The organism is Huaxiibacter chinensis (assembly GCF_022171985.1).
Classification (GTDB): Bacteria; Pseudomonadota; Gammaproteobacteria; order Enterobacterales; family Enterobacteriaceae; genus Enterobacter; species Enterobacter chinensis_A.
The window spans coordinates 365811-380602 of record NZ_JAJVHF010000002.1 but is presented as its reverse complement, the minus strand read 5'-3'; the positions used below and the strand labels follow the sequence as shown (position 1 = coordinate 380602).

Sequence of the window (14792 nt, the reverse complement as noted above, 5' to 3'; positions counted from 1 at the left end):
TTCTGATGCCCTCCCTCTCCCACAGGGAGAGGGAGGGAAGAGGCAGAATTACTCTTTATCGCCCAGCAGAACGGATTCCAGCGCGATTTTGATCATGTCGTTGAAGGTGGTCTGACGCTCGGCAGCGGTCGTCTGCTCGTGCGTACGGATATGGTCAGACACGGTGCAGATGGTCAGCGCTTTCGCACCGAATTCAGCCGCCACGCCGTAAATGCCCGCCGCTTCCATTTCTACGCCCAGGATGCCGTACTTTTCCATCACGTCGAACATTTCGCCGTCCGGTGAGTAGAACAGATCGGCAGAGAAGAGGTTGCCCACGCGCGCATCAACGCCCAGAGCTTTTGCCGCGTCAACCGCGTTACGCACCATGTCGAAGTCAGCGATCGCAGCGAAGTCATGATCCTTAAAGCGGATACGGTTCACTTTGGAATCGGTGCAGGCGCCCATACCAATCACCACGTCACGCAGCTTAACGTCCATGCGTACCGCACCGCAGGAGCCCACGCGAATGATTTTCTTCACGCCAAAATCAGTAATCAGCTCTTTGGTGTAGATGGAGCAGGATGGGATACCCATACCGTGACCCATCACGGAGATTTTGCGGCCTTTGTACGTCCCGGTGAAGCCCAGCATACCGCGCACGTTATTCACTTCACGCACGTCTTCGAGGAAAGTTTCTGCAATGTGCTTTGCGCGCAGCGGGTCGCCCGGCATCAAGACGACGTCAGCGAAATCACCCATTTCTGCATTAATGTGAGGAGTTGCCATCTTCAGTTCCTTTTACATTGTTGTTTTTGCCGGGTGGCGGCTACGCCTTACCCGGCCTACATTCTGTTCTCCCTCTCCCTGTGGGAGAGGGCGGGGGGTGAGGACATAAGGCCGCACCCAATCCGTTTAAAACATGGCCTTGCCATATTCCATGTCAGACGTACCGAAGTATTTCGCGATGGTCTGGCCGATATCCGCGAAGGTTTCACGATGGCCCAGCGAGCCAGGTTTCACTTTCGGGCCGTACACCAGCACTGGAATGTGCTCACGGGTGTGGTCGGTACCGGTCCAGGTCGGGTCGCAGCCGTGGTCAGCGGTCAGGATCAGAATGTCATCTTCCCCCACCAGCTCCATCAGCTCTGGCAGACGGCGGTCAAACAGCTCCAGACCTGCGGCATAACCGGCGACGTCGCGACGGTGGCCCCATGAGGAGTCGAAGTCCACGAAGTTGGTGAAGACGATGGTCTTGTCACCCGCTTCTTTCATCTCGTTGATGGTGGCGTCAAACAGCGCGTCCAGGCCGGTGGCTTTCACTTTTTTGGTGATGCCGCAGTTGGCGTAGATGTCAGCAATTTTACCCACAGACACCACGTGACCATCTTTCTCGTCAACCAGCTTCTGCAGCACGGTAGGTGCCGGTGGCTCAACGGCCAGGTCATGGCGGTTACCGGTGCGCTGGAAGTTACCCGCTTTGTCACCGATAAACGGACGTGCGATCACGCGGCCGATGTTGTAGCCGCCTTCGGTCAGCTCTTCACGTGCGATTTCGCACAGCTCGTAGAGTTTATCCAGACCAAAGGTCTCTTCGTGGCAGGCAATCTGGAACACGGAGTCAGCGGAGGTATAGAAAATCGGCTTGCCGGTTTTCATGTGCTCTTCGCCAAGCTGGTCCAGAATCACGGTACCGGAAGAGTGGCAGTTACCGAGATAGCCCGGCAGGTTGGCACGCTTAACCAGTTTATCCAGCAGCTCCTGCGGGAAGCTGTTGTCGTGATCGGCGAAGTAGCCCCAGTCGAACAGAACCGGCACACCGGCAATTTCCCAGTGGCCTGACGGGGTATCTTTACCGGAAGAGAGCTCGTGCGCCCAGGCGTACGCGCCCACCACTTCCGCATTGCCGTCCATACCCGCAGCGACTTTACCGGTAGAACCTTCGTGGGCTTTCACCAGACCCAGACGGGTCAGGTTGGGCAGATTAAGCGGGCCCTTACGGCCATTGTCCGCTTCGCCTTTCGCACAGGCTTCTGCGATGTGTCCCATGGTATCGGAACCGACATCACCAAAACGTTCTGCATCTTCGGTTGCGCCGATGCCGAATGAGTCCAGCACCATAATAAATGCACGTTTCATAATTGTTCTCCGTACGTAGTGCTCAAAAGTAAGTGATCAGATCAGTATACAATTAATCAGTAATACGACGATAGACCGTCGGTGTGCTTTCAGGCGCTTTATCGTCAAGCTTAATTGCCGCTTTCACCGCCTTCGCCGCATCCTGCCAGCTGGCTTCATCTTTCGCATGAATCACCGCCAGCGGACGCTGACCATCCACGCTGTCGCCCAGACGCGCCATATCGGTAAAGCCCACGCTGTAATCAATAGTGTCCGACGCCTGACGACGACCGCCGCCCATCGACACAACCGCCATGCCCAGCGCGCGCGTATCCATCGCCGAGACAAAGCCTTCGGTATCGGCGTAGACCGCTTTGCTGAGCGTGGCGGTTGGCAGGTATTTCGCGTAATTTTCCACGAAGTCGGTCGGACCTCTCTGCGCGGCTACCATGCGGCCAAAAATCTCTGCCGCTTTGCCGTTATCGAGCACCGCCTGAAGTTTGGCGCGTGCGTCGGCATCGTCTTTGGCGAGCTTGCCGGAAATAAGCATCTCTACGCACAGGGCCATCGTCACATCGAGCAGACGCGGGTTGCGGTATTCGCCGGTGAGGAACTGCACGGCTTCACGCACTTCCACGGCATTGCCTGCGCTGGAGGCCAGCACCTGGTTCATGTCCGTCAGCAAGGCGGTTGTACGCACGCCCGCGCCGTTGGAGACGCCCACAATGGCTTCTGCCAGCGCGGCGGACAGTTCATAGGTCGGCATAAAGGCGCCGCTGCCCACTTTCACATCCATGACCAGCGCATCCAGACCTTCCGCCAGTTTCTTGGCAAGGATAGACGCGGTGATCAAAGGAATGGAGTCCACGGTCGCGGTGATATCGCGGGTAGCGTAGAAACGCTTGTCTGCCGGTGCAAGAGAGCTGGTCTGGCCGATAATCGCCACACCCACATCTTTAATAATTTCGCGGAAGCGATTGTCATCCGGGAAGATATCGAAGCCCGGGATGGCTTCCAGTTTGTCGAGCGTACCGCCGGTATGCCCCAGGCCGCGCCCGGAGATCATTGGGATGTATCCGCCACAGGCCGCCACCATCGGGCCCAGCATCAGGGAGGTGACATCACCCACGCCGCCGGTAGAGTGTTTATCAACGATCGGGCCGTTGAGATTAAGGCTCTTCCAGTCCAGAACGGTTCCTGAATCTCGCATCGCCATGGTCAGCGAGACACGCTCAGGCATAGACATATCGTGGAAGAAAATGGTCATCGCCAGCGCAGCGATCTGCCCTTCTGAAATGGTGTTATCACGAATGCCATTGATAAAGAAGCGGATCTCTTCGTCGCTTAATGCCAGACCATCACGTTTTTTACGAATAATTTCTTGTGCGAGAAACACGGTAACCCCCGAGAAAACAGGTTAATGCGGCGGATGGCCCGCCGCAGGATGAAAATCAGTAGCTGCTTGCGCTCTTACCGTCGCCGTGACCCAGCGCTTTCAGCAGGCTGGCCAGCAGGCTTGATGCACCAAAACGGTAGTGACGGGAATCAGCCCAGTCAGCGCCAAAGAGTTCATCGGCAATCGCCAGGAACTGCTGCGCATCTTCTGCGGTACGCACGCCGCCGGCCGGTTTGAAACCCACGGTTTTTTCCACGCCCATATCACGAATGACTTCCATCATGATGCGCGCGCTTTCCGGCGTAGCGTTGACCGGCACTTTACCGGTAGAGGTTTTGATGAAATCCGCACCGGCTTTGATGGCGATTTCTGAGGCTTTACGGATAAGCGCTTCTTCTTTCAGTTCACCGGTTTCGATGATCACTTTAAGCCAAACGTTGGCCGCCGCACAGGCGTCTTTACAGGCTTTCACCAGGTCGAAACCCACCTGCTCGTTACCGGCGATCAGCGCGCGGTACGGGAATACCACGTCAACTTCGTCTGCACCGTAGGCGATTGCCGCGCGGGTCTCGGCCAGTGCGATATCAATATCGTCGTTGCCGTGCGGGAAGTTCGTTACGGTTGCAATGCGAACATCCGGCGTGCCCTGCTCTTTCAGCGTTTTACGGGCAATGGGGATAAAGCGCGGGTAGATACAGACAGCGGCAGTGTTACCCACCGGGGTTTTCGCCTGATGGCAAAGGGCGATGACTTTCTCATTGGTGTCGTCATCGTTCAGGGTGGTCAGGTCCATCAGTTTCAACGCACGAAGGCTGCTTGCAGTTAAATCGGTCATAACATTCTCCAACGGCATCGCCGTATAAATTTTCACCTTGCGGGTCTGTGAGTATTCTAACATTCACCCGCATTCACACTTCGACATTCATCACAGTTAATGAAAACTGCATACAAATTTGCATTACTGTAATGAGATCTCGCTCAAGTTTTATCACTCTCTTTGCTGACTAAAGCAGCGATCACCCGCGTGGGATCAAAAGCGCCGACGGGATGACTTTCTACAATCTGCCTACATTTAGCAGAGTAATAAGGAAGCGCACATGTCCACCTCCGGCCCTGACGCCCTGCAACAACGTTGCCAGAAAATTGTGACAAGCCCGGTGCTGTCGCCCGAGCAAAAACGTCATTTCCTGGCACTGGAAGCCGAAAACAATCTGCCCTATCCCGGCCTGACTGCCGCTGCTCGCGCTGCGCTGGACGCGGGGTTTATCTGCGACATGTTCGAGGGCCATGCGCCCTACAAGCCGCGTTATGTTCTGCCGGACTACGCAAAATTCCTGGCAAACGGTTCGCAATGGCTGGAACTGGAAGGCGCGAAAGATCTTGATGATGCGCTCTCTTTGCTGACCATCCTGTACCACCATGTTCCTTCAGTTACCTCGATGCCGGTCTATCTGGGCCAGCTCGATGCGATATTACATCCTTATGTTAAAATTCTAACACAAGAAGCGATCGATATCCGCATAAAACGTTTCTGGCGCTACCTCGACCGCACCCTGCCGGATGCGTTTATGCATGCCAACATCGGCCCGCACGATACGCCCATCACCCGCGCCATCTTACGCGCTGATGCAGAGCTGAAGCAGGTCGCACCCAATCTCACGTTTATTTACGATCCAGACATTACCCCTGACGACCTTCTGCTTGAAGTAGCAAAAAACATCTGCGCATGCAGTAAGCCCCATATTTCAAACGGCCCTGAAAATGATAAAATTTTCACAAAAGGCGGCTACGGCGTAGTCAGTTGTTACAATTCGCTGCCGCTGGCAGGCGGTGGCAGCACCCTGGTTCGCCTGAATCTGAAAGCCATTGCCGAGCAGAGCGCATCGGTTGACGATTTCTTCCATCGCACCCTGCCGCACTATTGCCAGCTGCAGACAGAAATCATCAATGCCCGCTGCGACTTCCTCTATGAACAGTCCGGCTTCTTTGAGAATAGCTTCCTGGTCAAAGAAGGGCTGATAGCACCTGAGCGCTTTGTGCCGATGTTTGGCATGTATGGCCTGGCAGAAGCCGTCAATGCGCTGTGTGAAAAAGACGCCATCACGGGACGTTACGGTCAGGACGCCCAGGCGAATGCGCTGGGCTATCGCATCAGCGAAGCGCTGGCCGCCTTTGTTGAAAGCACGCCGGTTAAACATGGCTGGAAGCAGCGCGCCATGTTACATGCCCAGTCCGGTATCAGTTCCGACTCGGGTACCACACCGGGTGCACGCCTGCCGTACGGCGAGGAACCCGATCCGATTAACCATTTGCTGACGGTTGCCCCGCATCATTCGTATTACCATTCTGGCATTAGCGATATTTTGACGCTGGATGAGACCATTAAACGCAACCCGCAGGCCGTTGTGCAGCTCTGCCTGGGCGCGTTTAAAGCGGGACTGCGGGAGTTCACCGCCAACGTTGCGGGCAACGATCTGGTTCGCGTGACGGGATATATGGTGCGCCTGTCCGATCTGGAAAAATACCGCGAAGCCGGATCGCGCACGAATACCACCTGGCTGGGTGAAGAGGCCGCACGCAATACCCGTATTCTTGAACGTCAGCCACGCGTGATAAGCCATGAACAGCAGATGCGCTTTAGTTAGTCAGGTGATACCTTTTTCCTGCGTGGACGGGCCGGGCAGTCGCCTGGCGCTGTTCCTGCAGGGCTGTAACCTGCGCTGTAAAACCTGCCATAACCCCTGGACGATTGGGCGCTGTAATGATTGCGGTGTTTGCGTGCCGCACTGCCCGCATGATGCCCTGAACATTCAGGCGGGGCGCGTCTGGTGGCAGGAGGAAGACTGTCAGAAATGCGATACGTGCCTGCATCTGTGTCCGCAGCAGGCCACGCCCATGGCGCAGCGTCTCAGCGTAGCGGAGATTGTCGCGCAGATCCGCCAGGTCGCCCCGTTCATTGAAGGAATTACCGTCAGCGGCGGTGAAGCCACCACCCAACTGCCCTTCCTCATCGCCCTGTTCAGCACCCTGAAAGCCGATTCGACGCTGAACAAGTTAACCTGCCTGGTGGACAGCAATGGTTTATTAAGCGAAACCGGCTGGCAAAAACTACTCCCCGTTTTTGACGGTGCGATGCTCGATCTGAAGGCGTGGAACAATGACCATCATCGCTTTCTGACCGGACGCGAAAACGGAGTGATTAAACAGAGCATTCGCTGGCTGGCGCAGCATCATCGCCTCACCGAATTGCGTTTGCTGGTGATCCCCGACCACTGCGATTATCTGGAAAATCTCAAACCCCTTGTCGCCTTTATTCACTCGCTAGGTGACATACCTGTACGCATCAACGCATTTCATGCCCACGGGATTTACGGCGATGCGGCGGCCTGGCGAAGCGCCACGGCGGAGGACATCGAGCCGCTGGCACACGCGCTGGAAACAGAGAAGATTAGCGTGATGCGTCCGGCGCTCTATTTATAGCGTGATGCCAAACAGTTCGCGGGTCGTGTTCAGCAGGGCGTCAGCCATCACATCGGCGGGTTCATCGCGCAATTCACACAGCGTGGCGAACACGCGCGCAACCTGCTCCGGGCGGTTCGGCTGCCCCTGAAAACCATTCAATGGCATATCGGGCGCGTCCGTTTCCAGCAGCAGTGAAGAAAGAGGCAGCTGGCTCATCACCTCCCGCGTTTTGCTGGCACGCGGATAGGTAATGGTTCCCCCTACGCCAATCTTATATCCTGCCGCGATAAAACGCTGCGCCTGCTGCAGGCTGCCTGAAAAACCGTGAATCACGCCGGTTCTCGGCAGATCGTGGCGTTTTAAATGCATCGCCAGCTTGTCATGCGTGCGGCGCGAATGCAGGATCACCGGCAGATCGTGACGTTTAGCCAGTTTCAGTTGCGCATCCAGGATCGTCTGCTGACGGTCAAAATGCGGATCTTCGCGATAGAGATCGAGGCCAATTTCGCCGATCGCTACCAGCTTGTCGCCCGCCGTCAGTATTTTCTCTTCAAGGCGATCAAGGTGATCGTCGTGGTGCTTTTCAATGACGATCGGATGCAAGCCCAGCGCGGCGTACAGAGCCCGGTGCGTGTGGGCCAGTTCGATCACCCGATCGAAGCGCGCCGCTTCAATGGCGGGGACGATGATCGCTTTTACCCCGACGCGCGCCGCCTGCTCAATGCTGTGCGCTTCGTTGCCGGTAAACGGTGGGAAATCAAAATGACAGTGGGTGTCGATAAAGCGGTATGTCACGCCAAATCCTCGTTGTCATAGGTGGTATCGTTCGCCTGCGGCGCGTTCACAATCGGCACCGCGACGGCGTCATTCGCCACCACCGCGGGCGGGGTAATGATGCCTGTATGCCGCTGAAGAGGCGCTTGCCCGGCGAGCATTTTGCCCACCGTTGCCAGGAAGTAACGGCCACACAAACGGCCCGTTTTGTAGTCGTTGCGTAACGCGGGTAAACGACTGCCGAGCGCCATACTGGCGAGAGGTTTTGGGGGATAAATTTCAAAAATGCGCAGCTTGCCCGGCGGCTTTTCGATAAAGCGCTGCATGGCGCTATAGGTACTTTCATGACGCTGAGCGATATTGACCAGCGGCTGCAGGCTGCTGTCGCCGAGCCAGCGCTCCATCCGTTTAAACCACTGCGGGGTGTAGTACATTTGCGACGGGACCGTGCGGATCACGACGATCGTTTTCGCCCCGCGCCGCGCCGCTTCCTGAACGGGTACGGCATCGCTGATCCCACCGTCGAGATAGTTGATCCCATCCAGCGCGGCGGCCGTTCGGTAGAACCCCGGAATCGCACTGGAGGCGCGAATGATATCCAGCCAGTTCTCTTTTTGCGGGCTGAAATAACCCGGCGAGTAGTCATCACCCCGGCTGGCGCACATCCAGAATTCTTTACCCGTATCGAAAAGACGGGCGGCCGTGTCCATCGCCAGCGGCATCTCGCTGGCGGTGGCATCAAGCAGCCAGTCCAGGTCGATTAAGTTGCCGCCGCGCACAAAGCGGACGGGATTGAAAAATTCCCGCGAGGTGGTGTATCGCATGATGACTTTACGTGCGTACCCCGGCTGTTGGCAGACGTACGCGGAGAGATTCTGCGCCCCGGCGGAGGTGCCAAAATAGAGGTCAAACGGGTTGAAATCGGCGCGCATAAATTCATCCAGCACACCCGCTGTGAAAATTCCTCGCTGACCGCCGCCCTCACACACCAACGCAAGTTGCCCTGCGTGAAAGGGTTTTAACGTCAGCGGCGCAATGTTACCGAGCGTAACGGGAATTCGCTGCCCCACCTCTGCCTTCCTGTTTTAATTATTTTATGTAGACACCATACCCCACCCGGCTTCCTCTCTCAAACGAGAAAAGCCAGTCACGAGGACTGGCTTTAGAGGATGTTATTGATAGCGTGCTGCTACGGACGTCTGCGTCCGGTAAACAGGCTGACCAGGAACAGGATAATACCCACAACGAAGACAATTTTAGCTGCCCATGCTGCTGTACCCGCCAAACCACCAAAGCCCAAGGCAGCGGCAATTAACGCGATAACCAGAAAAATAATGCCCCAACGAAACATAAGACTCTCCTTTACCATAGTTAATATCAGCCGCTATACGTGAGCTGTAAGGTGCTCACCGGCGTTTTTCCAGGTGTTATTTTTTACTTCGCTTTCAGATCGTTTTTGACGCTTTTCACGCCATCAACGGCTTTAGCGATAGTTTCGGCACGTTCTACCTGCGCCTGGGAATCCACCGTACCGGACAGCTGAACCACCCCATCCGTGGTTTCAACTTTCACTTTGCGCGACGGCACGATGTCATCAGCTAATAGTTTAGCTTTGATTTCACTGGTGGTTGCCGTATCGCCTGCATAGCCTTTCACTGACGAGTCTTTTGCGTCACGTACATGCAGTTTATCGCTGACAGAGGTCACGCCTTCAACGCCCTTCGCCACTTTCACTGCCTGCTCCGCCTGCGCCTGGCTTTCTACAAAGCCGCTCAGCGTGACCACTTTTTTGTCGGTTTTAACCGAAATATCGGTGCTCTTAATGTTTTCATCATCCACCAGAGCGGCTTTCACTTTTGCTGTGATTGAGCTGTCATCCATGAAATTACCGACTTTATTCATAGAGCTATCGATTTTTTGCCCCGCGCTATCGGCAGTTGACTGTGCTTTATCCGTCGTGGTCGTTTCTGCCATCACGGAACCGCTCATCATTAAACCACTCAGAGTAACGGCTAACAGGGTTTTAGAAATCTTCAGGCTTGTCATATTCATCGATGTATTCCTGTAGTTTGCTCATTATTTGAGCGTCAAACTTCCTTTCGTATAGTTTTTAATCTTGCGAATAAACACGCTGTTGGAATGCAAAGCAAAAAAAACGACGTTAAACAGCTTTTTCATTCGCGCCAGGTGTTAAACACTGAGTTAAATATAGATCACATTCACAAGGCTGCTTTAAGAATTGGGGAAAATACGAACGATTGGTTAGAAAAGGCGATGAATTAAGAAAATTCCGCAAGGGTTTAATAAAGAAGGGAATTAAGCAGAGCACGGCAAATACCGTGCTCTGAAGGGGATTAGTGCTCGCGGGTTTTACGGAACTGAACGTCAGGATAACGTTCCTGCGTCAGGTTCAGGTTAACCATGGTTGGGGCAATGTAGGTCAGGTTGTCGCCGCCATCCAGCGCCAGCTGAACTTCATTCTTACGCTTAAACTCTTCGAATTTTTTCACGTCAGCGCATTCAACCCAACGCGCCGTAGCCACGTTGACGGATTCGTAAATCGCCTCAACGTTGTACTCACTCTTCAGGCGGGCAACCACCACGTCGAACTGCAGCACACCGACCGCACCAACGATGAGATCGTTATTGGCAACAGGACGGAACACCTGTACGGCGCCCTCTTCCGAAAGCTGTACCAGGCCTTTCAGCAGCTGCTTTTGCTTCAGCGGATCGCGAAGGCGAATACGACGGAAAAGCTCCGGCGCAAAGTTCGGGATCCCGGTGAATTTCATCATTTCACCCTGCGTGAAGGTATCACCAATCTGAATGGTGCCGTGGTTATGCAGGCCGATGATGTCCCCTGGATAGGCCTCTTCCACATGGGAACGGTCGCCAGCCATAAAGGTCAGCGCATCAGAGATCACCACGTCTTTACCGATACGCACCTGGCGCAGCTTCATGCCCTTTTCATATTTACCCGAGACCACGCGCATAAACGCAACGCGGTCGCGGTGTTTCGGGTCCATGTTGGCCTGAATCTTAAAGACAAAACCGGAGAACTTCTCTTCTGCCGCTTCAACAAGACGCGTGTCGGTTTTGCGCGGCATCGGTTGCGGGGCCCACTCCACCAGACCATCAAGCATATGGTCTACGCCAAAGTTACCTAATGCGGTACCAAAGAAGACCGGGGTGATTTCACCGGCCAGGAACAGCTCTTTGTCGAACTCGTGCGAAGCCCCTTTCACCAGCTCCAGCTCGTCGCGCAGCTGCATCGCCAGCTCTTCACCTACGGCGGTATTCAGCTCCGGGTTATCCAGACCTTTAACGATGCGCACATCCTGAATGGTGTGACCTTTACCGGTCTGGTAAAGGTAAACTTCGTCTTTATAAAGGTGGTAAACCCCTTTAAACAGCTTGCCACAGCCAATAGGCCAGGTAATGGGCGCACAGGCAATTTTCAGCTCGCGCTCGACTTCGTCCATCACTTCCATTGGATCGCGAATATCACGGTCGAGTTTGTTCATGAAGGTCAGGATCGGCGTGTCGCGCAGACGGGTGACTTCCATCAGCTTACGGGTACGATCTTCTACCCCTTTTGCGGCGTCAATCACCATCAGACAGCAGTCAACCGCCGTCAGCGTACGATAGGTATCTTCAGAGAAGTCTTCGTGTCCCGGGGTATCAAGCAGGTTCACCAGGCAGTCGTGATACGGGAACTGCATCACGGACGTGGTAATCGAGATACCACGCTGTTTTTCCATCTCCATCCAGTCGGATTTTGCATGCTGGCTGGACCCACGGCCTTTTACCGTACCGGCGGTCTGAATCGCCTGTCCGAACAGTAACACTTTCTCGGTGATGGTCGTTTTACCGGCATCCGGGTGAGAGATAATGGCAAAAGTACGGCGCTTGGCCACCTCTTGCAGATAAGGAGACAACGTCATAATTGAATCTTCTTTTAAAAGCGCGGCAGCAGGCCACGCATTATGGAATACGAAATTGCGGCTATTTTACCCATCAACAGGGGGCAGGCAATCATTGTTTACACAGGAGCTGCTCCAGTTCGTTCAATGATGTGACGGTCCAGGTGGGATGAATACCTTCCGGCACCTCGCGACGGTGCGCATTGAGCCAGACGGTCGCCAGACCAGACCTGTTACCACCGAGAATATCCGACTCGGCGGTATCACCCACCATCAGCACGCGCTCGCGATCGGGATTCCCGGCTTTTTCCAGCGCGTAATCAAATATCCTTGGGTCAGGTTTGGGTACGCCAACCTGTTCAGAGATGACCAGCGCGTCGAAATAATCGCGCAGGCCGGTACGCTCAAGGCGAATTTGCTGTAACGCGGTAAAACCGTTGGTAATGATCCCCAGCTTCGCTTTACCCTTCAGCGCGTTCAGTAAAGACACCGCACCGGGTAGCGGGGCACAGATCTCTGCCATGGCATTGAGAAAGGCATCGTTCAGCGCCCCTGGGTTGACGTTTAACCTTTCGGCCCAGACATCGAAGCGCTGATGCTGCAGCTGTAACGCAGTGATGGCACCATTCTGGTAATCCACCCACAGCGGCTTATTCACCGCCTGATAGTCCTGAAAATCTTCCGCGGTGAAGGTCACGCTATAATCCATAAACATCCGCTGTAGACCGCCAAACGAATCAAACGTAAACAGCGTTTCGTCGGCATCAAAGAAAATCCAGTCCCATTTCATCGTTACAACCTTATGTTCATTAACCAATTGGCAGAGCCATAATAATGGCGTCTTCACGTCCCTCAGCAGTAGGGTAGTAATTACGGCGAATTGTGGCCTCGTTAAAGCCCAGGCTTTCATAGAGGGCGATAGCGGCAGCGTTTGACGCACGCACTTCCAGCCACAGCGTGAATACATCCCGACTTTCAAGCTCGCGTATCAGATGTTCCAGTAAATGCTTGCCCAGACCACGACGCTGAAACGCGGGATCCACGGCAATGTTAAACAGGGTCGCTTCGTCTAACACGACCTGGGTAATCGCAAAGGCGGCCATCTCACCTTCAACATCCAGCCGATAGTTGAGATAGCGCTCGCCCTGATTGCTGGCAAAGGTTTTTTCGCTCCACGGAAAGGCGTGGGCGCGTTTTTCAATCGCGAACGCTGTTGCAAGATCAGCCGTCGTGAGGGAAGAAATCGTGTTCATATGTGCAGATCTGTTGCCATAGCGCGCTGCGCGCGGTTGGGTTTGCTTTTAATTCTTCCAGCGCGGGCGAGAAGATCCGGCCACCTTCAAGGGGAATCGCCTCCGTTCCACCTATTTGCCAGCTGTTACAGCGGCTTTCAGGGGGCAGCATCGCCACGCGATCGGGGGTAAGTTGCAATACCTGATCCGGGGTGATCTGCAAGGAACGCAGGACGTCACCAATCATCGTGTCATGCAGGGCAGGCAGCTGTTCTGCCACCATCACCAGACGAACATGCGCAGGAATGGAGATAGCAATTTCACCCTGTAACGCCGTCGGGCGACGCAACGCCCACTGGGTAATGCCCAGTTGCTGCAACTGCCAGTCTCGTCGGGATGTCATAGCAAAAACTCCTGTCTGTCAGGCGCGCAAATATAGCAAATTCGTCGTATATCCGCCAACAAACTACTATACTCCCCGCCTGAGTTTATTGAGGAACAATTCATGTCTGCTTTTACCCCGGCAAGTGAAGTCTTGCTGCGCCACAGTGATGATTTCGAACAAAGCCGTATTCTGTTTGCCGGAGATATGCAGGATGACCTGCCTGCTCGTTTAACCTGTGCAGACAGCCGTGCACATACTCAGCAGTTCCACCACTGGCAGGTATTGAGCCGCCAGATGGAAGATCGCGTGCGTTTTAGCCTGGTTGCCGATCAAACCGATATCGCCGATTGCGATACGCTGATTTACTACTGGCCAAAGAACAAGCCGGAAGCACAGTTCCAGCTGATGAATCTGCTCTCCCTGCTGCCGGTTGGGTGCGATATTTTTGTGGTGGGTGAAAACCGCAGCGGCGTGCGCAGCGCCGAGCAGATGCTGGAAGGGTATGCCACGCTGACCAAAATCGACAGCGCCCGCCGCTGTGGTCTGTATCACGGTCGCCTGGAGAACAAGCCGTCCTTTGATGCTGAAAAACACTGGGGCGAATATCAGCTGGACAACCTGACCATCAAAACCCTGCCGGGCGTGTTTAGCCGCGATGGCCTGGACGTAGGCAGTCAGCTGCTGCTCTCCACCCTGACGCCGCACACCAAAGGCAAAGTGCTGGATGTGGGTTGTGGCGCCGGCGTGCTTTCTGCCGTTCTGGCTAGCCATTCGCCAAAAGTCCGCTTAACCCTGTGCGACGTCAGCGCGCCTGCGGTTGAAGCCAGCCGCGCAACGCTTGCCGCCAACGGTTTTGAGGGCGAGGTCTTCGCCAGCAACGTCTTCTCTGAAGTGACGGGCCGTTTCGATATGATTATCTCGAATCCACCGTTCCACGATGGCGTTGAAACCAGCCTTGAAGCAGCACAAAACCTGATCCGCGGGGCGGTTCGCCACCTTGGCAGCGGCGGTGAACTGCGTATCGTGGCCAACGCCTTCTTGCCGTACCCAAAACTGCTGGATGAAATTTTTGGTTTCCATGAAGTGCTGGCACAGACGGGACGCTTCAAAGTTTACCGTACGGTAATGACGCGTCAGGCGAAAAAGTAACGTCATACGAGCGGCAGCGTCGCGCTGCCGTTTCGCCTGAATGCCCATTTTTGCAGCAATTAAAACCCCCTGGTCAATTTTCTGTTGACGAACAGCGGAAAACATCTAGAATGCGCCTCCGTGGTTGCGATACTTTTATAAGTATTAATGGTATGCGACGGTGGCGGAATTGGTAGACGCGCTAGCTTCAGGTGTTAGTGTCTTTACGGACGTGGGGGTTCAAGTCCCCCCCCTCGCACCACAAACCATGTTTGATATTGTTCTCACCGGGCGACGGTGGCGGAATTGGTAGACGCGCTAGCTTCAGGTGTTAGTGTCTTAACGGACGTGGGGGTTCAAGTCCCCCCCCTCGCACCAACGAGGCAATATCAAAA

Annotated in this window: 15 protein-coding genes and 2 tRNA genes; 5 read left to right on the top strand and 12 right to left on the bottom strand. The window is 54.8% G+C overall.

Going from position 1 to position 14792, the window contains the following annotated elements; genetic code table 11:
- Positions 1 to 48: 48 nt before the first annotated feature.
- The 4 genes from deoD to deoC form a co-directional block, all read right to left on the bottom strand.
- Entirely contained in the window at positions 49 to 768 is a 720-nt protein-coding gene (gene deoD / locus LZP96_RS07655) for a purine-nucleoside phosphorylase (protein WP_014882458.1), read from the bottom strand.
- Between the two features lie 126 nt (positions 769 to 894).
- A complete protein-coding gene (deoB, locus tag LZP96_RS07650; protein WP_064324733.1) occupies positions 895 to 2118 on the bottom strand; it encodes a phosphopentomutase in 1224 nt (407 codons plus the stop codon).
- A gap of 52 nt (positions 2119 to 2170) precedes the next feature.
- Entirely contained in the window at positions 2171 to 3493 is a 1323-nt protein-coding gene (deoA, locus tag LZP96_RS07645; protein WP_258925818.1) for a thymidine phosphorylase, read from the bottom strand.
- Positions 3494 to 3548: 55 nt separating this feature from the next.
- Complete coding sequence (gene deoC / locus LZP96_RS07640) at positions 3549 to 4328, bottom strand: deoxyribose-phosphate aldolase (RefSeq protein WP_064328063.1); 780 nt, start codon at positions 4326 to 4328, stop codon at positions 3549 to 3551.
- A 262-nt stretch (positions 4329 to 4590) separates the two neighbouring features.
- On the opposite strand from deoC, the gene LZP96_RS07635 reads away from it, so the two are divergent.
- Both LZP96_RS07635 and LZP96_RS07630 read left to right on the top strand, forming a co-directional pair.
- A complete protein-coding gene (locus tag LZP96_RS07635; protein WP_258925816.1) occupies positions 4591 to 6138 on the top strand; it encodes a YjjI family glycine radical enzyme in 1548 nt (515 codons plus the stop codon).
- A complete protein-coding gene (locus LZP96_RS07630; RefSeq protein WP_258925814.1) occupies positions 6113 to 6973 on the top strand; it encodes a YjjW family glycine radical enzyme activase in 861 nt (286 codons plus the stop codon). Before LZP96_RS07635 ends, LZP96_RS07630 begins: the two co-directional genes overlap by 26 nt.
- On the opposite strand, the gene LZP96_RS07625 is transcribed toward LZP96_RS07630, so the two are convergent.
- The 8 genes from LZP96_RS07625 to LZP96_RS07590 all read right to left on the bottom strand — a co-directional run bounded on the left by LZP96_RS07625 (position 6968) and on the right by LZP96_RS07590 (position 13287).
- Positions 6968 to 7750 carry a TatD family hydrolase gene (locus tag LZP96_RS07625; protein ID WP_258925812.1) on the bottom strand — a complete coding sequence of 261 codons (783 nt, stop codon included), beginning with the start codon at positions 7748 to 7750 and terminating at the stop codon, positions 6968 to 6970. The two genes, LZP96_RS07630 and LZP96_RS07625, sit on opposite strands and share 6 nt — an antisense overlap.
- Complete coding sequence (locus tag LZP96_RS07620) at positions 7747 to 8799, bottom strand: patatin-like phospholipase family protein (protein WP_064324728.1); 1053 nt, start codon at positions 8797 to 8799, stop codon at positions 7747 to 7749. Before LZP96_RS07620 ends, LZP96_RS07625 begins: the two co-directional genes overlap by 4 nt.
- A 119-nt stretch (positions 8800 to 8918) precedes the next feature.
- Positions 8919 to 9080 carry a DUF1328 domain-containing protein gene (locus LZP96_RS07615; RefSeq protein ID WP_003856556.1) on the bottom strand — a complete coding sequence of 54 codons (162 nt, stop codon included), beginning with the start codon at positions 9078 to 9080 and terminating at the stop codon, positions 8919 to 8921.
- An 83-nt stretch (positions 9081 to 9163) separates the two neighbouring features.
- Positions 9164 to 9781 (bottom strand): molecular chaperone OsmY, encoded by a 618-nt coding sequence (gene osmY / locus LZP96_RS07610; RefSeq protein ID WP_064324727.1) that lies wholly within the window; start codon positions 9779 to 9781, stop codon positions 9164 to 9166.
- Between the two features lie 302 nt (positions 9782 to 10083).
- On the bottom strand, positions 10084 to 11673 hold the full coding sequence (gene prfC, locus LZP96_RS07605; RefSeq protein WP_064324726.1) for a peptide chain release factor 3: 1590 nt from the start codon (positions 11671 to 11673) through the stop codon (positions 10084 to 10086).
- Between the two features lie 91 nt (positions 11674 to 11764).
- The gene (gene yjjG / locus LZP96_RS07600) at positions 11765 to 12442 is read right to left on the bottom strand and encodes a pyrimidine 5'-nucleotidase (RefSeq protein ID WP_064324725.1); all 678 of its coding nucleotides are present in this window, start codon (positions 12440 to 12442) and stop codon (positions 11765 to 11767) included.
- 19 nt (positions 12443 to 12461) lie between these two features.
- Positions 12462 to 12905 (bottom strand): ribosomal protein S18-alanine N-acetyltransferase, encoded by a 444-nt coding sequence (gene rimI, locus LZP96_RS07595; RefSeq protein ID WP_064324724.1) that lies wholly within the window; start codon positions 12903 to 12905, stop codon positions 12462 to 12464.
- Entirely contained in the window at positions 12874 to 13287 is a 414-nt protein-coding gene (locus LZP96_RS07590) for a DNA polymerase III subunit psi (protein WP_064324723.1), read from the bottom strand. The genes rimI and LZP96_RS07590 overlap by 32 nt, the downstream gene beginning before the upstream one ends.
- A gap of 102 nt (positions 13288 to 13389) precedes the next feature.
- Here LZP96_RS07590 and rsmC point away from each other — a divergent pair, with 102 nt between their 5' ends.
- From rsmC to LZP96_RS07575, 3 genes are all read left to right on the top strand, one after another.
- Complete coding sequence (rsmC, locus tag LZP96_RS07585) at positions 13390 to 14418, top strand: 16S rRNA (guanine(1207)-N(2))-methyltransferase RsmC (RefSeq protein WP_064324722.1); 1029 nt, start codon at positions 13390 to 13392, stop codon at positions 14416 to 14418.
- A gap of 154 nt (positions 14419 to 14572) precedes the next feature.
- Positions 14573 to 14659 (top strand) — tRNA-Leu (locus LZP96_RS07580).
- Positions 14660 to 14688: 29 nt separating this feature from the next.
- Positions 14689 to 14775, top strand: a tRNA-Leu gene (locus LZP96_RS07575).
- Positions 14776 to 14792 lie beyond the last annotated feature (17 nt).